Source organism: Bacteroidota bacterium (assembly GCA_008933805.1).
In the GTDB taxonomy this organism is placed as follows: domain Bacteria; phylum Bacteroidota; class Bacteroidia; order UBA8524; family UBA8524; genus SB11.
On sequence record WBUH01000011.1, the window covers coordinates 41,875 to 61,820 of the forward strand.

A 19,946-nucleotide genomic window follows, 5' to 3' on the forward strand; every position below is an offset into this window, starting at 1 on the left:
TTTTAGTATGCCATCAATTTCAACGTCATTAAGAGAAAACTGGACAACCCTTGCCCAATGGGGTGTTTTTTTTGTATCCATTTTTTCTGGGTTTTTAATTGACCTCCCTATTGAGACGAATGAAAATAACCATTATTCTAACTATGCTAAATTTCTGTCTATCGGCGTAACTGCTATGCTCTTTATCCCAATCGGTTTGTTCCGACTAAAGAAACATGGGAAATTTTGGCTTATCCTTGCGGCTATTTGTTTTTTTATCGGCCCATATTTTGTTTATCATTACCACAATTCAATGGATAAATATGTCGTGGTAAAAGATGGGGAGCAAATGATAATTGGGAAAAAAGAGGAGATTTTCCCGTCTGTTATTTTAGTTTTGGAAGAACGGTATGGTAAACCGATAAGTGAATTGAACATTAAAGATGTAATTGAGTCCACAGGAAGGCCAAATACATATTATTGGCCTGAAGAGGTTTTAAGAAAATCTAAAAATATTATTTTATTGAATTATTTCTCAGCGTTTTTGTGTTATACAATATTTGTCTTGTGTGTTTTGCAGAGTTTAAAGTGTTATCGGATAACCGTTTAATTTACTGTTGGTCGTAATCGCAATTCGGCACCCCAAGGTGGTTATATATTATTTCAACCTCTTTGGGCGTATAATCCCTTGTCGTTCTGCCCTCCACTTTTAGCCCATTAATTAAAAGTAGCCACTTCCGCATTGTATGCAATGAAACCCCATACTCAGCGGCCAGTGTGCTTAAATTCTTACTAACCAGTTTTACTTTATTTTCCATTTTGATACGACGTTTTAGTATGTTTGTTTTACAGTAAGTAAATAGATTATTAATCTAACTATGGACACCAACAAGGCGGGCAACACCCGCCTTTGTTGTTTATAGAGGGTAGTATCTCCCCAACGCTTCGTACAGCAAGTACAATACCCCTTCAAAATACTTTTTAACCAAAGGATTGGTGCGCAACAACACGTTGTTGAAGCAACCTGCTTCATAGGCCAACATGAAACCTTCTGCCATTTTTTGGTTAATAGCAATGGTTTTATGCTTTGCAAAAGACTTTTTGGTGAGGTTTTGCAGCTTTACACCCAAAGGCTCCGTAAGCAGCACCGCTGCCCGATAGGCTCGCTGGTGGGCTTTGGGTAGCTGTGTGCAATCCAGTACAATTAATCCGTACAACATACACGCCAATGCCTTTGCATCCGAATACCCGATTCTGTACATGATGCGGTCGGGGGGGATTGCTTCAATGCGCTGCCAGCTATCCACAACACGTTGTTGGTTCATATTCTCTTATCTTCAAGTATCCCGTTAAACACCCATTTGTGCAGCAATACCCCTGTTTGGTTATCGTAAATAAGAGCCGTGCGGTATTTACCCGTATATTTTTCAGTGACCAAGTCTATTAATGCCTTTTCCCCTGCATCCCCTGCCTTATCGTGCAACTCACGGGAGAAAAACACTTTTGGCTTATTATCCCCGTTACGACCAATCCCTTTTCTGAAAAACATTACCAGTTTAAATTTTGCATTGGTGGCAAAAACACTGCGTTGCTTTTCAGTCAACGGCTTGTTTTCTCTTTGTTGCGGTGTGTTCATTATGAATTATGATGCCTGTTTAATTGCTACTAATTGGTTTTGTATATCGGCCATTGCTTTGTAAAACATGGTTTGGGCTTCGGGCAGCTTCTTATTTTTAAACCGTTTTTCCCACCTGCGGTACACATTCAATCGGTCAGTGCCGGTGATGATTTCCTTGCGGGCTTTATCGAGTTCCAGTTCCGCTTTTATCAGTTCCTTTCTTTGGTAAGCCATTACCAACCATTGTGCGGTTTGGGCAAATCCGTAGGGACAATTTCGGTCTAAGAAGGTGAGCGGGTTTACCAAAAATTTGCCCATCTCATACTGTTTAGCTTTGTATTGCGGTAAGGGTCGGTCTAACCATGCTTTAATTAACCGCACCCGCTCCAACAGTTCCTCGTGGTATCCTTCCCAATCGGTTCGGGTGTAGGTAGGTTCTTTAAAGCCGTAATACACGTGACTAAATACTTTATTCAGGATGGCACGCTCGATGTCCGCTGAATAGGTACGGTAAGGGTACAAATGGGTAATTAGGTAACTGTAAAAGGTTTTAACAAGGGCTATTTGCCACGCAGGATAGTGTTTTTTGGCCGCCGCGCCCCCCGAAAAATTCGCGCCGCCGCCCCCCTCTTTTTTTTCTTTTTGGGAAGTGGATAACCCTTGCGGTTTTTCACCTGTACACATTACTTTGGGCTGGTGGCAGGAAATAGTGGCAAGAGCCTTGTTAACTGGTGCCGACGCAGGAGGCACACCGCTATTTTCAACGGGGTTATCCCCCAATTCACAGGGTTTAGGGAGCATATTACTTATTTCTACATTAGTTGCAAGACTGATAGGGCGAACTTTTTTCGCATTGTGAGTATTTTCAAGGGGTTCGGGGGTAGTGGTAGGGGCATTGATTTGCTCCAACAACACGTTGTTGCTTACCAACACACACGCAGATACGGTCAATTCGTAATTCGCATAAGTACCTCTAAACTTCTTGGTAAGAAAGCCTGCTTTCTCCAGTTTGTTAAGATGGTTGATAATGGTACGCCTATCCACTTTTAACTGGTCGGCCAGCATACAGTTGTTTAATCGGCAGGGCACTGATTGACCTGCAAGTTGGCCGACGAAGTTGTTTTGGCGCACAAAGGCATCAATAACCCGCATTAAAGTGGCCAATACCCCACCGCGTATCCATTCTTTTTTTGAAGGGGCTTTTTGGTTGTATTGCTGAATGTATTTATTGGCGTTGGAACGGGCGGTGGTGATGTCTATCCGCTCAAAGTATAATGGTGTTGTGTCTGTGGTATTCATAAAAACAACGGGTTGTTTAAGTCTTGTTGGTGCTTTTGGGCAAGGGTGATGAAGCGTTTATACAGTCGTTGGTGGGTGGCAATTTGGCGGGTTAACAATTCGGTATCGCTTTCATTGTGGGGCGTTTCGGGAAATAATAACAGCCGTTGGATGTGCCGTATTTTTTCGGTCTCTGCTTTGGCTTTTTGAAGGTACATTTGCAACTTCCCTGTCTTAATTTACTTAACTACTTACACCAAGCGGCAAAGGGGGCTAATCAGCCCCCCGCGCTTGCTATTCACATTACTGTTGGGTGCATGGGTTATTGTACGGCGGTATATTCGCTTACGTGTGGTGGTTTACGCATCCGTTGTTTGAGACTGCCCTCCTGTATCATTTCGGTAACAGCTTTTACCACCGCAGCTTTGGTAATTCCGCTTTGGGGGTTCTTAATTTTTACCGTATCGGTGATTTCATCCACGGTCAGCCATGTGCGTTGGCTGTCAGTCAGATTTCGGTCGGGTGCAGGGTTGCCCTGAGCATCCGTTGGGGTAAGTTGCGCTTTTACAAATTCTTTAACCTGCTCCCCTGTATTAGTGGACACAGGCAGGATGGTTTTCTTTGCCATTGTTATACGTGTTGTTTGGGTTTTTGAAGGTGGGTGAGGGAAACAGTAAAAACACGGTTGCATTGGTTGCAACGCAAAACACCCGTCTTTACCGAAAAAGCACCCAATAATCGGGTGGGTTCGGCTTTCAAATGTGTATTGCACCCTGCGCAGGTGTGGGTTGTGTGCTTGTAAAAGTCCATTGCTAACGATAAATTAGTTGGTTAGCCCCTGTACCTTTTTGCCTCCTGCCTGATTTCGTCGGCTGTCTTCTTGCGCTTGGATTGCAGCCACTTGTCCAAATCGGGTTTATTGAACAGGATACCCTGGCCGCGTTTAATAAACGGTATGCCCCGCTGTGAGGTTAACCGGTAAAGCCTGCTTTTAGAAAGGTTAAGATAATCCATTGCCTCCTCTACGGTCAAAGGAGCATCAACGGGTTTAAGGCTTACTTTGGTTTGACGTTGCATTTCTGCTACCATTTGGGTAAGCGCATCTAATTTTTCAGAAATTTCAGTGAAAGGGTTTGCTGCCATTGTTGTTTCGAGTAAGTGCAGCAAATATTTAGGAAAAAGTGGCGGGACAGTTAGCGCGGGATGATACCGACTTTTTGAAAAAATACGGCGGGTAGTCCCGCCGCATTTATGTTTTTAAGTCCGTCGTAATTTTAGTTGGATTTGATTTCCAATTGTTTAACTAACCTTTTTACGTTTGGGTTTTTATTTTCAATATCTAACGGTTCCACATATTTTTTTATGAAAACCAAGTCTTCAGCTGCTGTTTCTTTCGGTGTTCTACGCAAATTTTTAAGTATTTTGTAGATGTATGAGTTGTCTATAATTGGTTTTCCGTGCTTATCTAATGGTATTTCTTTGGCTGCAAGCACATGGATAAACTTAGCCACATCCGTGAAATTAATCGAAGCAAGATTTACTCCCATCGCCTTAATAATTGAAAGTCCCAAGATACATTGTCGGCGTACGGTAAACTCAGGTGTCAAGTCTTCTGTGATTTTCATTAGCCCTAACTCCGATATTTCGTTTTCCCCTTCAGTAACAGTTGTTTTTTTTGCCGTTGGCAGTATTTCAGGATAAATTTCCCGTTGTACCACTTTTAAGTGGTTGTTGTAAATGTGTGCCCTTTTCATCTTATCCCGGCTCAACAGAAACAGCAGAACATAATGCAGTTTGTAAAACTTGTATCGGTAGGTTACCGTTGTTACCCGTGTATCGGGATGGCCGACCTTGATTTGTTTTAGGTTCATTCGCACCCCTAATATCGAATTGTACTTGACCTGCGGCTTGGCTACATTGTCCAATTGCGGAAATTGGTCAGCGTTATCTTCCAGTGACTGTTCTAATTGTTCGTTAACGGCATTGCGCTTTTCCTCGTTGGGGTCGGTAATCATCTCAAAGATGCTGAAAAAGTCGTCGGGGTAGCCGTGTGTCGGGGGTGATTGGGCGGGGTTGTTGTAAACCCTGTTAAGGGGTTCGTGCCTGTAATACTGTAGATAATGATTGAAATGGGCGTGCATCACCTCTACAAAGATGTTGTTGCGTAAATTCATAGTTTGGTCTCTTTCCTTAAAAATGTGTATCCTGAAATCATAATGTAATTTAACCAACTGTTTTATTCTGTCGGAATATTACATAAGAACGCAATAATGTAAAAAATGTACCCATTATTAAAGGTTTTTCGACAAAACTTGTAATTACAGGTATTTCAAGGCACAGGTAGCTTGGGGTTAGAAAAACAACACGTTGTTGCACAGGTTTTTTGTGATGTAATTAGTAACCAATTAGTTATACCAAATCAAAAAAACAGCGTGTTGGAAAACCTCCAACACGCTGTTTTTACAAGTGTCTGATTAGTAATTAATTATTTTTACAAAAAACACGGTGTTTTTAGAACTATTTATGTAATTATTTTATGATTAGCTGTTTACGTGCATTTTGACTGCAACAACGTGTTGTTGGAAAACTGTTTCAGGGACGAGTCACACTGATGGTAAAAGACCGATTACCCCATCAACAACATAGATACTTCGTCCAATTCATCGTTTTTGAAGCTGTCCAAATACGTTTGGGTCATTCGTTCGGATGAATGCCCCAACATATTTTGGATTTTGGCAGTAGCCACGTCTTTCCTTAACAGTTGGGTCGCAAACGTATGCCTTGCCATATAAAAGGTTACGTTTTCCTCAAGTTCCAATTCAGAAGCGATGGTTTTAAGGCATCGGTTGGTCAAAGACAGTTTAAATTCAATACGATTAGCAATTCTTGAGGCTGTATTATATTTATCAGGGTCAAGGATAGGAAAAATGAAGTCCTCGGCAGGAGGCATGTTATTCTCCCCATATTTGAGGTGTTTGTAATATTCAATTACCTTTATAGCGGGTTCCAATAATAAGATATTGTGCATCTTTCCTGTTTTGGAACGATTGTAAACCAACCTGCCGTTGTAGATGTTTTTCCATTTCAGCTTGGCCATATCAGTAAAATTCATACCCCAACAGTAATAGGAAAAGGTGAAGAAGTTAATGGTATCTTGCTTACTTGTACCTTCCTCGGCTTGATAGCGAAGTAATTTTTCTAATTTGTCTTTGTCAAGAGAACGGTGCTGGTATTCGGGTCGCAAATGGCTCAGGCTGTATTCTAAAAACGGATTATTATTCTTTTTAACTACCCTATCAAGTATAGCTTTACCAATGATAGCCTTTAGTTTATTTAGCTGCGTTTTAACGTATGAGATTTTAAACCCGTTGGCTTTTAGGTATTGTTCGTATTTCGTCAAAAAGGCAACGTCAATATCTGAAAAGGTCAACGATTGGTTGTTATTGGTAAACCGAAGTATAGAATATTTAACAGTACGGTAAGTTCTCCGTGTCCCAATGCGTCCTTGTTGCTTTAGTTCAGCAAGCAGTTTATCACAAAACTGAACGAAGGTCATTGAGGGCTTATTATCCTTGATTATCTCCCGAACAGTTCCGGCTGAAAACCCTTTCTTTTGGCGTTGAAGGTCAAGTAATTCAGTTTGGGCATCTAATAAGCGTTGGCCTAAATAGATGTTTAAGTCGGAATGCAACGGGTGTTTCTTATTGGTTAAACCCAAAGCGGCATCCCATTGAGATACTTTTGCTGTCTTTCCTGTGAAGATGAACTTAGACTTACGGTTGACCGTTACCCTGATTACAATAGGATGGGTTCCGTCAGCCAATGTCTTTGAGGTTCTAAGAAGTAATTTTATGGTAGCCATAGTTTGTAGTTAAACCCATGTTGTACCCCTAATCGGTACAACATAGGTACAACAAATATAGCAAATCGAAACAAAAAGAAGCAATAGGTAATAGTATTAAAGTCCTTAAAGCCCTTTAAAATCAATAAGAAACAAATAAAAGCAAAAAACGACAATATGAATATGAGCTTCTTCGACAGGCTCAGGGAATCCAACGCACGGCCGCGACTATCGTTATTACGAAAAACTGCTTTTGAGTTTTGAAGTAATCCTTCTGAAATTGTGCAAACAGATTGCTCCGACAGACTTTTCAACAGCGAAAATCAACTGCCCAATACTTACCAACCCATTTTAGCTGGGACACGCGGGACAATCATTTGTAATCAATAAAACACTGATTGTAAGAAAACTACAATCAAAAAAACTGTCCCGTTAGTGTGGGACAATTTGGGACACTTTTACTATAAAAGTTACGGTGTTACCCGGTTACGCAGTTATGCAGTTATTTTTGTTACGCACCGCACAGGGCTTTGCGGGGTTTTGCCAAATGGCAGGCGGTTACGGCTTTCAAAGAACTGGTGGATAGGTAGTAATTGGAGAGTGCACTAATCGTAGTTACTTTAGGAGATAATTTAGGAACACGCCGCTTAATTCCATACAAATTTGACAAATCAACGTGGCAACCATTCTGTGGGTTACCGTATCTTTGATTGTACCTAACCTGCTGCATAAATGTATAAAGGCATATCTCTTGTTATTTGCTTACTGTTGCTTTTTTCAGCGCAAAGCAAAGGACAAGAATGTGAATGGATAAACAATAGCTCCGACGGACGGATTAACGAAGCAAGATCGCTAACTGTTGACAATGATAATGACATTGTTGTTTTAATAAATTATACAATTCTTGGCAATACTCTTACTGCTCCATGCGCAGGCTATTCTCAAAGCAATTTCAGAGAAGCCATTGTTAAATATGATGCTTACGGGAAAACCAAGTGGGTTTCAAAAATTGACGGAACAAAATGTGCGCTACAAGATATAAGGCACGATAAAAATAATAATTATTTTATAACAGGTTCAGCCCAAAAAGTTGATTTGGGCAACGGAGTAAGCCTCCCTACTGATTCAACAATATACTTTTTTATTGCAAAATATAACTCACTTGGGCAACCGCTTTGGATTAGGAAGGTTTATCACCATGTATCGCCTGCAAATAACATTTTTAGCTGTAGTAATGCTCCGCGACCCAAAATTGCTGTTGATGCTGAAAACAGCCCTGTTATTACTTTCCAGTTCAATGGGGTTGTTAAATTTTCAGGAACTACAGATTCACTTTCCGGGTTCCCTAACCAGTCAGCATCGTATATAGCGTCAAGTATCGGTATATTAAAATATGATTCTTCGGGAAATTACCGTTGGGCGAAAAAGCTTGGCGGTGGTCCTAAATCATCATCAAATACTAACAGCCCTATCGATATTGGTGCAGATAGCTCATCCTATATATATTTATTCTGTGATATTAACGATACGCTATATAATAATCAGCAGGTTTTTGGAAAATCCATAATTAAATTAAGCCCTTCAGGTACCTTTGTCCGTTCTTACTCATTTAATAATCCTACTGCTGGTTTTGGTCTCGGTTCCTATGACCCGGGTGGAATTGCTGTGTACCCTGATGGCCGTTTTGCTATTACAGGCAGTTTAAAAAACACAATTAACTTTGGAAACGGCATATCTTTAACCCGGACAACATCATTATTAGGTACTTATGTAACCTTTTTTGACGCCTATTTTGCCCCTAAATGGGCAAGACAGGAGACAAATGGTGGTGGAAACAGTGCTAATCCATACATGATTCCGGCAGGTGGCATTTATGTAAAAAACAACCACATTTATGTGGTTGGGACTATGAGTGTGGCGTCGGCATATTTTGGCGGTTCGTACCTGAACGCTTTAACAAGCTCAAGTTTCTTTATTGCCAAAATAGATACTGCAAACAATGTTTTGTGGGCCTTTGCCGATAGTACGGGAACAATTGCTATTTCTAATATTTATGATATTTCCGTAGATAATTTTGGCAATGCACTAATTGCAGGATATTTCAGGGGAGCCCTGGATTTTTTTGGCGAAAAAGCCCGCAGTCTCCAGCCCGCAAACATTGATGCATTTGTTGCAAAACTTACCGACATGACTATCACACGGGGATATGTTAGTCCAGGCCCCTATTGCGCCGGGGATAGCATTGAAATCCCTTTTACTGTAACCGGAAAATTTAATACAGGGAATGAATTTATTGCACAATTAAGTGATAGCGCAGGATTCTTTGAGGGAGGGGAAACGGAATTGGGAAGATTGAAAGACACCGTAGAAGGTATTGTAAAGGGTGCTTTACCCTTGTTTAATGTGGCAACAAATAATAAATACCGCATACGTATTATTAGTACAACGCCACAAGTACAGAGTTTTTACCGTCGAGACACCCTGCGTTTGTTGATTTACAGTAAAGATACAGCCAACGCAGGAAGAGACACTCTACTATGTAAAGAGCAACAAATACGGCTGGGTACAACGGGTGGGAGCAAATGGCAGTGGTGGCCCCACAAAGGCTTTGTTAATCCTGCCGACACTAATAATCGTCAGCCTCTAGTCGTAGCCGACAGCACTATTGAATATCGGATTATAATAAGCGACAGTTCAGGTTGTGGTGTTACAGACACTGATTATGTGGTAATAAATGTGCGCCCACCGCTTGAACTAAACGTTGCTGATACTGTTGTGTTTTGTAAAGGCCGTACGACTACTGTAAAGGCAATTGGCACAGGAGGAGACACCTCTAACTACAACTATAAATGGTCGCTTGCGGTAAATAATACAGTATTTTCTACTGACGCAGAGATAAACGTTAGCCCAGATTCGGCAACAAAATACAAGGTTATTTTAGGCGACAATTGCTCAAAAAACGATACGTCATTTGTTGTTGTAATTCCTGACGGGAGTCTTCTTCTACCCAAATTAACAGATACAACTATTTGTTTGGGAAATACGGTAACCCTAAATGCTGCTGCAATTACCTGCGATTCTGCTGCCGTAAAATATGTTTGGGACAACGGTTTAGGAAACGGGTCTGTAAAAACTATATCACCCATTATTACTACTACCTATAAACTGGTAGCGTACGATACAATAAATAATTCCCGCGATTCTTCTTTTATAACTGTAACGGTAAGACCCCCGTTACAACTTTCTATAAATAACGATACAACCATCTGCTCAGGCAATAGTATACAACTTGTTTCAAAAGCCTCAGGTGGCCTGCAAAACCAACACAAAATAAAATGGCTTAGCAATAATACCTTATTGCCCGATACTACGTTTGCAATAACTGTAACCCCAATAAAAACAACTACTTATACGGCAATACTTGCGGATGACTGCTCTACTGTAGCAGATACAGCAACCGTTACTATTACAGTTCTTGATTCGCTGAAACTTACCGTTAGCTCTGATACTGTAATTTGTGTTGGCGGACAAGCCGAGCTGAAAGCAATACCAAACGGGGGCTTATCCTCAGCTTATAAGGTGAAATGGATAGATGATGCCGGATTTTGGACTGATAGCAATTATACCACCACTGTTACTCCCAGCCTCTCCACAAATTATACTGCGATATTAACAGACGGCTGTACTCCCATATCTGATAGCGGAAAAATAAAGGTAACCGTTCTCCCTCCATTAAGACTTAGCCTTACTCCCGATACTACCATTTGCCAACAAGGCAGCGCCTTATTAAAGGCTACGCCTTCAGGCGGATATACGGCTGGTTATAAAATCCGTTGGAAAGCTAACGGCACACCAATAGCCGATACCTTATTTTTATTATCAGTTGCACCTACCATTACTACTGTTTATACAGCAATACTTACAGATAATTGTACACTCATCCCCGATAGCCAACAAGCAAGGGTTACTGTAAGACCTCCACTTACCGTTAAAATAAGTGGCCCCGACACCGTTTGTGAGGGTAAACCGTTAACCCTTGTTGCAACTGCTACCGGTGGAAATAACATTACCCATGCTTTGGCATGGAGTGCTGAGGGAACTTCTTGGACATCGAACCAAAACCCGGTAACCCATGTGCCGCTTGTAAATACTAAGTATTATGTTTCGCTAAGTGACAATTGCAGCCCTGTTGTTAGTGACAGCTTTGTGGTTGCGGTAATGCCCTCGCCCAAGGCTGATTTTGACATAGGCCCGATTGAAGGGTGTGCACCGCTGCAAGTAACTTTCACCGATAAATCTGTTAACAACGACACTATCCTGAATAGTTGGAAAAGATCAAAAACTACAACAGCAACAAGTGTCGCCTCTTACGCTATCCCCTTTTATAAAAACAGTAATGAAGTATTTAGTTTAGTGGTAAGTAATGCTTGGGGCTGCAAAGACAGTATCAGCAGGCTTGAGACCATCAAAGTACATAAACTGCCCCGTGCTGATTTTATTGTGAAACCTGATATTAGAGAAACAGGAAAAGAACTGCTTTTAGTAAATAACAGCAGCGGGGGGATATTATTTGAATGGCAAACTGGTGACGGCACAACATTTTATCACCGAAGGCAAAAAGACACCACATATACCTATGCGGATAGCGGCTACTATACGCTGTTTTTAAAAGTTACTGATGAAAACGGCTGCACCGATACGGCCACACGCGTTATAAGGGTTTTTGATGCAATGTTTTGCGTAATTCCTAATGCGTTTACACCCAACGGTGACGGAAACAACGATGTATTTGCTCCTGTTTGCAACGGATTGAGCAACTATACCTTAACTATTTATAGTCGTTGGGGGCAAGTATTGCAAGAGTGTATTAATTGCCACTGGGATGCAAATTATGCCGACGCACCTGTTCCTGATGGACTTTACCTGTATAAAATTCAAGTAAATGCTGAAAGCGGTCTTAAAGAGATTATTTACGGGCAAGTAAATGTGCTTAGGTAAACTAAAGACTTTATAAACAAAAAATCCGAGGCAACCAGCCCCGGATTTTTTGTTAGGATAAACTCGTCACCCAATCGTTATTCAACCATTAATAAAATGGTTTTGCCTTCACCGTTTTTGGTCACACGCACACTGTAAGTGCCTGCGCTCATATTGGTTGTACTCATATCAACAGGCAATTTGTTTTTGCCTTTTACTACTTCGGCTTTGCCGCTGTAGTATTGCCTGCCCAGCATATCATAAATAGCTACGTCCACAGTTCCTGCATCGGTACTTTCATACTCAACACTCACTGCTTTTGTACCTGTTTGTGCAGGGTTTGGCATTACCAGCATCGCCTCGTTTTCTTTGTTAGTATTCACAGGGGCTACACGGGCATTATTTCCACCGCCAATTATAGGAGCAAAACACAAGGTCATATCCTGTATCGGAATGCTAAACGCCCCGATATTACCGGCAGGGTTAATATTAACAAACGGAACAGCGGGCATTTGCGGCATTGGTGGAATTCCGGGCAATAGTACGGGGGTAGAAAGTATCTCGTTACATCCGCCTGCAGTTGATACGCCATTGTAGTATGCTTTGATATTCATCATATCACTGTTACCGCCAATGTTTGGTAAGCTACCCCAAGTTGAGAATATGCTTAAGCCGTCAAAATTAGGTATAGGAGGGCCGCAAAGAACCAGATTACGCTGGTCTAATTTGGCACCAAAATCGTTGCCATTACCACCGTAGTTAAACTCATCACCTACGAAAGACGCACCAAATAAGTCCATCTTCACCACCATAATATCAAAGCCGCCAAACACACCATTTTGCACATTACCCATTGCATAAAACTCGCATTGGCAAGCTGAGTTTATACGTTGGATTGCATCGTAGCAGCGGTTATCATTACCTGCTGCTAAGCTGTAATCGTATGTATTCATAATAAAGGGGGCAATCAACGGATCCATGCGTACTACTAAAAAGTCTTGGTTACCGTTCACATCTGTATGTCCGCCCAATACAAAACCGGGAGGATAATTAGGGCATTGTGGGGCTGATTCGATACTCCAAAGTGCATCTACCGTATTAGGAAAACCGTAAATAATAACGGGGTGTGGGGCAGGCATACCGGTTAAACCGTCAATGTGTAATAAAAAGCCGTCTTGATTACCGTTGTTTACTACCTCGCCCACAATGGCAGCAGCTACAGGCGAAAACAAAGGCACTTGGTTTTCAGCAATATCACGTGCAGTTGTTTGTGTAACAGGGGCTAAAATGTCATAAATCATACCCCAAGCCATTGCTCCGGTACATTCGTTAATACGTAATGCAAAAGCACGGCGTGTTGCAGCACCATCAATTACAGTACCGGTTAGGTACCACTCTCCGGGTAAAAACTGCGATTGCGCAACACCACCCATCGAAACAATATCGAAGCCTGGGGGAGGTGTGTAGGTAAATACAGGTCCGGGGGCGCCGCCTGCATTCACAATCATGTAATACACCGCAGTGTTGTTACCTGCTGGCAATGCGGGGTCTAAATAAAAGCCCGACATACCCAAAGTAGGGCCGCAAGTTGTTAACGCCATAGCATTAGAACCACCTTGTGGGCTTACAAGATTTCCGGCGGGTGAGGTGAAAAGGTAGTTGTTTTCGAAAAAGAAGCCACCGCCAACGTTTCCGTTCATATCGTTGTAGGTAGCAGTAGCAGCATTTACAGGCAGACAGGTGAAAGTGATACCTGTTTGAAAATGACCAACCGGAAGCGGGTTAATGGGTGTAATGTTTACACCTGAGGTTGAGTAATCATCATTGGCACTTCCGTAAAGATGGTGGAAGTACTGAGCTTTGGCAGTTAACCCTGTTAACACCAATGCAATTAGTAATAGTTTTTTCATGTTTTGCGATTGATAATTGAATGATAGTAAAGAACTTAAATGCAAGTTAATGTAATTAATATGACAAAAAAAAGATTTTTTTTGATTGTAACACATTGCCTGTGAGGACATAGGAAGCCAAAAGCACTGCATTAATAACAACAAAGGCGGGGCATGACTATAAAAGTCATGCCCCGCCTTTTTGATAAACTTTTCAGGGATTATTCAACCAATAGTAACACCGATTTATTTACACCGTTCATAGTTATACGAACTGTGTAAGTACCGGTACTCATGTTTGATTTGCTGATATCAATAGGCAAGGTATTGCTTCCTTTTGCAAGGTCAACGCTGCCTGCATAATACTGCCTGCCAAGCATATCATAAATGGCTACTTGTGCAGTGGTTGCACTCTCAACCTCTACCGAAACAGCAATGGCTTGCGTACCGGTTTGCATTGGGTTTGGAGCTACAACAGCTTGCTTATCGCCTTTAGGTTCAGCAGGAGCTACACGGGCATTGCTTCCGCTTGCCAGTGTATTTGCATAGCAAATATTAGCATCGTAAGCATTGGTATTTCTCCATTTCATTTTAGCATCAGGCACCAGTTTGTCAACAAAGTTTACACCGGTAGTAGCATAAATTTTTGGCCCGCTGATAATGGGCACATCAACGATTATTTGATTGCAAGGAGTTTCGCCGTTAAAGTAGGCTTTCACCAAATACATATCATAGTTACCGTTAATTACAGGGCCTGAAGCACCTTCCCTAAAGCCAAATACGCTAATACCATCGGCACCTGTACCGTTGTATTGATCGATAGCAATACCATAATCAATACGGCCATCGCCATAGGTAAACTGACCGAAACCGCTGGTAGAACCACCGTCTTCAATTTTATCTACCAATATGTCATAGTCGCCCAAAAGGCCCCTGTACACATATCCGGCAGCATAATATTCAAAATTACCCGATGTGTTTTTGCGTTCGATAATATCGTTACACACGTTTTGTGTACCGGGATTACCGTTATAATCGTGCAGGGTAGCCCACAAGGTATTACCCACGTGGTCGGTTTTGTTCAACCAAACATCTTCGCTACCTGCCCTATCGCTGTAACCGCCTATAATGTAACCATCGCTACCGCCCTTAGTACTTTGGGCAATATCAATAGCATTAAACGATTCTGATGAGGCAGTAGTACCGTACAAGTTAACAGCAGCCATTGGGTTACCGTTAGCAGCATCCAACCTCAGCATATAACCGTCAGGCAATGCTCCCGAAACGTTTTCGCGGGTTTCGCCCACAACAACTATTTCTTTGTTTCCGGTAGGTGAATAAGGGCTGGTGATAACGTCTTTACCAAATGCAATACCGGCACCTGAACTGTAAACGATATCATAAATACCGCTCCATACAAGTCCGCCGGAGTTTACATCAATCATCATGGCAAAGGGGTCTAAAGTACCGCTGGTAGTAGTTACAGTTCCTGTAACATACACTTCGTTACCGCCTGTGAAGATAGATTCGTAAATACCTCCTACAGAAATAACATCCTGTCCTGTACCGCCACCTGCGGGTATATAGGTATAAATTACGCTTACGTTTCCGGCTTGGTCCATCATTAAGTAAAACACCCCTGTAGTTGCAGGAAATACTGAATAATCAGCAAATTGGCCAATGATACCAAAACCATTACCGTTGTTCATTTCAAAGGCTTTTGATTCGCCCACATGAACTACGTTTCCGGTTACTGAGCTGATTAGAAAATACCAGCCGTTAAAATAGGGTGCTCCGGTAATATTACCGGTACCGTCGGTGCGTGAAACCGATAGCCCTTGCTGGCTATGATGGCCCACTAAGAAATGTCCCATGCTCGAAATAGCTGGGTCAGTGTTGATACCTGATGAAAGTTTTTGTCCGTCCGTAGTTCCATAGATGTGATGGAAATACTGTGCATTTGCTGTTAACCCGGTTAACACCATTGCAATTAAGAATAGCTTTTTCATGCTTTTGATAGATAGTTTAAATTGTTCTAAAAGAACTTTTTGCAAGTTATAGCAAATTAAATCATAAAAAAAACAACTTTCAACAAACGCAGTAACCACAAGGGTTTAAGCCATGTCAACTTAAAAAACAAAAAGGGTGGCTGCGTTGCACACAGCCACCCTTGTATAATTATGCGTTATAGTGCTAATTATTCAACTAGCAGTAACACCGATTTGTTTTCACCGTTCATGGTTATACGAAGTGTATAGGTACCTGCACTCATGTTTGATTTGCTGATATCAATAGGCAAGGTATTGCTTCCTTTTGTCAGGGTAACGCTACCTGTATAGTATTGTCTGCCCAGCATATCATAAATAGCTAGTTGCGCAGTGGTTGCACTTTCAACCTCTACCGAAACAGCAATGGTTTGCGCACCGGTTTGCATTGGGTTGGGTGCTACAACAGCTTGTTTATCGCCTTTAGGTTCAGCAGGAGCAACACGGGCATTGCTGCCTGCACCAAGGCTGGTAGCAAAACAAATATTCAGGTCGTTTGCTGTGGTTTGTCCCCAATTAAAAAGGGTTAATGGCACCAAGCGGTCAACCAAATTTGCCGACACAGATGTCATTAGTCCGGGGCCTGATGCATTAATAGCATCCACTATTTTTTGATTGCAAGGAGTTTCACCGTTAAAGTAGGCTTTCACCAAATACATATCATAGTTACCGTTAATAACAGGAGAGCTGTATGCTTCACGGAAACCAAACACGCTGATACCGTCTGCACCGGTTCCATTGTATTGGTCGATGGCAATACCGTAATCGGTAAACTTATCACCGTAGGTAAACTGCCCCATTCCGGTGCTTACCCCCATATCGTTGGTTTTCACAACCACCATGTCATACGTTCCTCCCATCAAACCATTACGCACATAACCTGCGGCATAGTACTCATATTTACCGCCGGTATTCAAACGTTCAATCACATCGTTACAAACATTCTCAGTACCACCGTTGCCGTTATAATCATGCAAGCTGGCCCAAAGCGAGCCCAAGGTTTGGTCGGTTTTCACCAGCCAAAAATCTTCGCTGCCGTTAACGTCGCTGGCTCCGCCTAAAATAAAGCCATCGCTACCTCCTGCGGTAGCATTTGCTATGCTTATAGAGTTAATCTCATCCGTTGATGATGTTGTACCGTAAATATCGGCAGCACCTGTAACGGGAATTCCTGTGCTTGCATCAACACGCAAACTGAACGCATCAGGCAATGAACCGCCTGTGGGGTCGTATAATTGCCCTACAAGTACTGCCTCGTCAACACCGTTTGGTGTATATGGACTTTCAATAATATCCCTGGAATATGCATAAGCCGAGCCTGCACCTGAAGCCAGTTGTATATCATATATCCACGACCACCTGATACCGCCCGAAGTCATATCAAGTTTCATTGCATAGGCAAATACATTACTGCCTCCGTAAGCAGAACCTGTAATGTATATATCTTTTCCGCTGCTTAGCACTGATTCTGCAACACCGCCAACATTAAAAATATCAATAACAGTTGTTACACCCGATGGCACATAAGTAAAGATGTTTGATACACCGCCTGCAGGGGTTAGTTGCATATAGAAAATACCTGTGTTAGGTGCGCCAAGACTTAAATCTTGGAACTTTCCAACAATACCAAAACCTCCGCCATTGTCCATTTCAAACGCCTCTGATTCCTCAACAAAAACCTGTGAGCCTGTAATTGGACTAAAAAGGGTGTACCATCCGTCAAAATAAGGTGCTCCAGTCACGTTTCCTGTAACATCAGTACGAGAAACTGCCAGCCCGTTTTGGCCGTTATGGCCTACCAAAAAATGACCTAAGCCAAGTGCGTTGGTGTTAATACCCGATGATAGCTTTTCTCCATCCGTTGTCCCGTAAATGTGATGGAAATACTGCGCTTTTGCTGTTAACCCTGTTAACGCCAAAATAATTAATAGAATTTTTTTCATGCTTTTTGTTTGAATTAGAAAATGATAGGTTGATTGATAGTTTAATCAACTGCAAATTATAGTTTAATGTGATAAATGAATACCTGAGAGGAGAATTTTCGATGAAAATCTACCCAACGAAGTGCCACAGAAAACAATAAGACACTATCAATCAAAACATTACAATTCAATTATTTTACTACAAAAAGTACGCACGATTATTAAAAGGCAAAAGCTTTTTAAGCTCCTGTTGAGCGTAACTGAATAACATTTGATGCCATGTTTTTAAAAACCCGTACTTTTGCGGTTTAGCCTCTTAGAATGAAAGTAGCTGTTGTAGGTGGTGGTAGTTGGGCCACCGCGATTATAAAAATCCTCTCGGACAAATACCATGATAACGGGGTGAAGCTGATTTGGTGGCTTCGCAACCCTGAGAATATTGAGTACATAAAGAAACACCGACACAATCCCAATTACATTAACTCTGTTACCGTACCCACCGAAAAAATTGAATTAAGCAGTGATTTTGAATGGGTGATAAACGAAGCCGATATTATCATCACAGCTATTCCTTCGGCATTTGTGTACGATGCTTTTAAAGACCTGCCCAAAACCGCTCTGAAAGGTAAGATTATGGTTTCGGCAGTTAAGGGTGTAGTACCGCAAACCCACCAAGTACTAAACGATTATTTCCGCCAGCAATTCGATATTCCTGAAAAGAAAATTGTGGTAATAGCAGGCCCTTGCCATGCTGAAGAAGTAGCTCTTGAAAAACTCAGCTACCTAACCATTGCCGGCGCATCAAAAAAGAACGCTCAACTGCTGGCCGATATGCTTTCGGTACGTTATATAAAAACCACTGTAAGCAAGGATATTGTCGGGGTTGAATACGCATCGATACTTAAAAACATCTACGCCATTGCCGCAGGCATTTGCCACGGCTTAGGCTACGGTGATAATTTTCAGGCAGTATTAATTACCAATGCCATGGAAGAAATGAAGAATTTTCTTGACCACGTGGGTAATCGCGACCGCCATATTGAGCAAAGCCCCTACTTGGGCGATTTGCTGGTAACTGCTTATAGCCAGTTTAGCCGCAACCGCACTTTTGGTAATATGATTGGCAAAGGCTACAGCGTGAAAACTGCACAGCTTGAAATGAGCATGGTGGCCGAAGGATACTATGCTACCCTTAGTATGTATGAAATTTGCAAAGAGCTGGATTATAAAATGCCTTTGCTAAACACCATTTACCGCATTTTGTACGAGAAAAAGGCCGCCGGCCCCGAAATGCGCAAACTGGCCGAAAGCTTTATTTAACATCCTGTATGCCGCAGGTTGAAACCTGCCGCTGTTGAATAACCTTTCCGGCAAAAACATTAAGCTTCACCCTGCAAACATGCCTTCAAAGGATTAATTTTGCGGCACTATGCAAAACCGCATCACACAACTTTTTGGCATTAAATATCCCATTATACAAGCCGGCATGATTTGGTGCAGCGGCTGGCGATTGGCAAGTGCAGTATCAAACGCTGGCGGACTTGGTTTAATCGGCGCAGGCTCTATGTACCCCGATGTGTTGCGCGAGCACATACAAAAATGCAAAGCAGCTACGGATAAGCCTTTTGGGGTGAATGTTCCCCTACTATACCCCGACATTGAGAAATTGATGGAGATTATTGTGGAAGAAGGCGTAAAAGTTGTGTTTACCAGTGCGGGCAACCCCAAAACATGGACGGAACATCTAAAAAGCAAAGGCATAACCGTAGTACACGTGGTGAGCAATACCAAGTTTGCCAAAAAATGCGAAGAAGCAGGTGTTGACGCGATTGTAGCCGAAGGCTTTGAAGCAGGCGGACACAACGGTCGCGAAGAAACCACCACCCTTTGTCTGATACCAATGGTACGCGAAGCGGTTACCATTCCGTTGATTGCAGCTGGCGGTATTGGCAGCGGTAAAACCATGTTAGCAGCTATGGCACTGGGAGCTGAAGCTGTGCAGGTAGGTAGCCGATTTGCCGCCAGCGAAGAATCATCAGCACATCAGAATTTTAAGCAGGCTATTGTAGCTGCCGGCGACGGCGATACCCAGCTTACTCTAAAGGAACTTACCCCGGTGCGTTTGATAAAGAATAAGTTTTTTAACGACATACAAGAGGCCTACGCCCGCAAAGCAAGCGCCGATGAACTGCGCGAACTGCTGGGACGTGCCCGTGCAAAACGCGGTATGTTTGAAGGCGATATGGAAGAAGGCGAATTGGAAATAGGCCAGATATCAGGCTATATACACGAAGTGAAACCCGCCGCCCAAATTGTAACCGAAATGGTAGACGAGTTTAACCTCACCGCTGAAAAAATTGGCGGTATGAGATTGTGATATCCTTAACTCCCGCCCCT

The 19,946-nt window shown here is 42.2% G+C and carries 16 protein-coding genes; 4 read left to right on the forward strand and 12 right to left on the reverse strand.

Annotated elements, in window-relative coordinates; genetic code table 11:
• Positions 1-7: 7 nt before the first annotated feature.
• Positions 8-589 carry a hypothetical protein gene (locus tag F9K23_11655; protein KAB2915143.1) on the forward strand — a complete coding sequence of 194 codons (582 nt, stop codon included), beginning with the start codon at positions 8-10 and terminating at the stop codon, positions 587-589.
• A 1-nt stretch (position 590) separates the two neighbouring features.
• Here F9K23_11655 and F9K23_11660 read toward each other — a convergent pair whose 3' ends face one another.
• The 9 genes from F9K23_11660 to F9K23_11700 all read right to left on the reverse strand — a co-directional run bounded on the left by F9K23_11660 (position 591) and on the right by F9K23_11700 (position 6,737).
• On the reverse strand, positions 591-797 hold the full coding sequence (locus F9K23_11660; protein KAB2915144.1) for a DUF4248 domain-containing protein: 207 nt from the start codon (positions 795-797) through the stop codon (positions 591-593).
• 99 nt (positions 798-896) lie between these two features.
• Positions 897-1,304 (reverse strand): hypothetical protein, encoded by a 408-nt coding sequence (locus F9K23_11665; protein KAB2915145.1) that lies wholly within the window; start codon positions 1,302-1,304, stop codon positions 897-899.
• Complete coding sequence (locus tag F9K23_11670; protein ID KAB2915146.1) at positions 1,301-1,615, reverse strand: hypothetical protein; 315 nt, start codon at positions 1,613-1,615, stop codon at positions 1,301-1,303. The genes F9K23_11665 and F9K23_11670 overlap by 4 nt, the downstream gene beginning before the upstream one ends.
• Positions 1,616-1,621: 6 nt before the next feature.
• Positions 1,622-2,896: a helix-turn-helix transcriptional regulator gene (locus F9K23_11675; protein ID KAB2915147.1), complete on the reverse strand. Its 1,275-nt coding sequence runs from the start codon at positions 2,894-2,896 to the stop codon at positions 1,622-1,624.
• Positions 2,893-3,093 (reverse strand): hypothetical protein, encoded by a 201-nt coding sequence (locus tag F9K23_11680; GenBank protein ID KAB2915148.1) that lies wholly within the window; start codon positions 3,091-3,093, stop codon positions 2,893-2,895. Before F9K23_11680 ends, F9K23_11675 begins: the two co-directional genes overlap by 4 nt.
• A 104-nt stretch (positions 3,094-3,197) precedes the next feature.
• Positions 3,198-3,503 (reverse strand): hypothetical protein, encoded by a 306-nt coding sequence (locus F9K23_11685; GenBank protein ID KAB2915149.1) that lies wholly within the window; start codon positions 3,501-3,503, stop codon positions 3,198-3,200.
• A gap of 203 nt (positions 3,504-3,706) precedes the next feature.
• Positions 3,707-4,018, reverse strand: a complete 312-nt coding sequence (locus tag F9K23_11690; GenBank protein ID KAB2915150.1) for a helix-turn-helix domain-containing protein — start codon at positions 4,016-4,018, stop codon at positions 3,707-3,709.
• Between the two features lie 131 nt (positions 4,019-4,149).
• Positions 4,150-5,049, reverse strand: a complete 900-nt coding sequence (locus F9K23_11695) for a hypothetical protein (protein ID KAB2915151.1) — start codon at positions 5,047-5,049, stop codon at positions 4,150-4,152.
• Positions 5,050-5,501: 452 nt separating this feature from the next.
• A complete protein-coding gene (locus F9K23_11700; protein ID KAB2915152.1) occupies positions 5,502-6,737 on the reverse strand; it encodes a site-specific integrase in 1,236 nt (411 codons plus the stop codon).
• A gap of 711 nt (positions 6,738-7,448) precedes the next feature.
• Between F9K23_11700 and F9K23_11705 the strand changes: the two genes are divergently transcribed.
• A complete protein-coding gene (locus tag F9K23_11705; GenBank protein ID KAB2915153.1) occupies positions 7,449-11,714 on the forward strand; it encodes a T9SS type B sorting domain-containing protein in 4,266 nt (1,421 codons plus the stop codon).
• Between the two features lie 77 nt (positions 11,715-11,791).
• Here the strand turns inward: F9K23_11705 and F9K23_11710 are convergent, their stop codons facing one another.
• The 3 genes from F9K23_11710 to F9K23_11720 all read right to left on the reverse strand — a co-directional run bounded on the left by F9K23_11710 (position 11,792) and on the right by F9K23_11720 (position 17,570).
• Complete coding sequence (locus F9K23_11710; protein KAB2915154.1) at positions 11,792-13,735, reverse strand: T9SS type A sorting domain-containing protein; 1,944 nt, start codon at positions 13,733-13,735, stop codon at positions 11,792-11,794.
• A gap of 68 nt (positions 13,736-13,803) precedes the next feature.
• Positions 13,804-15,591 carry a T9SS type A sorting domain-containing protein gene (locus tag F9K23_11715; GenBank protein KAB2915155.1) on the reverse strand — a complete coding sequence of 596 codons (1,788 nt, stop codon included), beginning with the start codon at positions 15,589-15,591 and terminating at the stop codon, positions 13,804-13,806.
• A gap of 188 nt (positions 15,592-15,779) precedes the next feature.
• Positions 15,780-17,570, reverse strand: a complete 1,791-nt coding sequence (locus F9K23_11720) for a T9SS type A sorting domain-containing protein (GenBank protein KAB2915156.1) — start codon at positions 17,568-17,570, stop codon at positions 15,780-15,782.
• A gap of 300 nt (positions 17,571-17,870) precedes the next feature.
• Between F9K23_11720 and F9K23_11725 the strand changes: the two genes are divergently transcribed.
• Positions 17,871-18,869, forward strand: a complete 999-nt coding sequence (locus F9K23_11725) for an NAD(P)H-dependent glycerol-3-phosphate dehydrogenase (protein KAB2915157.1) — start codon at positions 17,871-17,873, stop codon at positions 18,867-18,869.
• Between the two features lie 109 nt (positions 18,870-18,978).
• On the forward strand, positions 18,979-19,926 hold the full coding sequence (locus tag F9K23_11730; GenBank protein ID KAB2915158.1) for a nitronate monooxygenase: 948 nt from the start codon (positions 18,979-18,981) through the stop codon (positions 19,924-19,926).
• The last annotated feature ends 20 nt before the right edge of the window (positions 19,927-19,946 follow it).

Excerpts from the sequence above, each read along its gene's own strand:
- F9K23_11655 (KAB2915143.1), top strand. The coding sequence starts at position 8 with ATGCCATCAATTTCAACGTCATTAAGAGAAAACTGGACAACCCTTGCC.
- F9K23_11660 (KAB2915144.1), bottom strand. The coding sequence starts at position 797 with ATGGAAAATAAAGTAAAACTGGTTAGTAAGAATTTAAGCACACTGGCC.
- F9K23_11665 (KAB2915145.1), bottom strand. The coding sequence starts at position 1,304 with ATGAACCAACAACGTGTTGTGGATAGCTGGCAGCGCATTGAAGCAATC.
- F9K23_11670 (KAB2915146.1), bottom strand. The coding sequence starts at position 1,615 with ATGAACACACCGCAACAAAGAGAAAACAAGCCGTTGACTGAAAAGCAA.
- F9K23_11675 (KAB2915147.1), bottom strand. The coding sequence starts at position 2,896 with ATGAATACCACAGACACAACACCATTATACTTTGAGCGGATAGACATC.
- F9K23_11680 (KAB2915148.1), bottom strand. The coding sequence starts at position 3,093 with ATGTACCTTCAAAAAGCCAAAGCAGAGACCGAAAAAATACGGCACATC.
- F9K23_11685 (KAB2915149.1), bottom strand. The coding sequence starts at position 3,503 with ATGGCAAAGAAAACCATCCTGCCTGTGTCCACTAATACAGGGGAGCAG.
- F9K23_11690 (KAB2915150.1), bottom strand. The coding sequence starts at position 4,018 with ATGGCAGCAAACCCTTTCACTGAAATTTCTGAAAAATTAGATGCGCTT.
- F9K23_11695 (KAB2915151.1), bottom strand. The coding sequence starts at position 5,049 with ATGAATTTACGCAACAACATCTTTGTAGAGGTGATGCACGCCCATTTC.
- F9K23_11700 (KAB2915152.1), bottom strand. The coding sequence starts at position 6,737 with ATGGCTACCATAAAATTACTTCTTAGAACCTCAAAGACATTGGCTGAC.
- F9K23_11705 (KAB2915153.1), top strand. The coding sequence starts at position 7,449 with ATGTATAAAGGCATATCTCTTGTTATTTGCTTACTGTTGCTTTTTTCA.
- F9K23_11710 (KAB2915154.1), bottom strand. The coding sequence starts at position 13,735 with ATGCAGTGCTTTTGGCTTCCTATGTCCTCACAGGCAATGTGTTACAAT.
- F9K23_11715 (KAB2915155.1), bottom strand. The coding sequence starts at position 15,591 with ATGAAAAAGCTATTCTTAATTGCAATGGTGTTAACCGGGTTAACAGCA.
- F9K23_11720 (KAB2915156.1), bottom strand. The coding sequence starts at position 17,570 with ATGAAAAAAATTCTATTAATTATTTTGGCGTTAACAGGGTTAACAGCA.
- F9K23_11725 (KAB2915157.1), top strand. The coding sequence starts at position 17,871 with ATGAAAGTAGCTGTTGTAGGTGGTGGTAGTTGGGCCACCGCGATTATA.
- F9K23_11730 (KAB2915158.1), top strand. The coding sequence starts at position 18,979 with ATGCAAAACCGCATCACACAACTTTTTGGCATTAAATATCCCATTATA.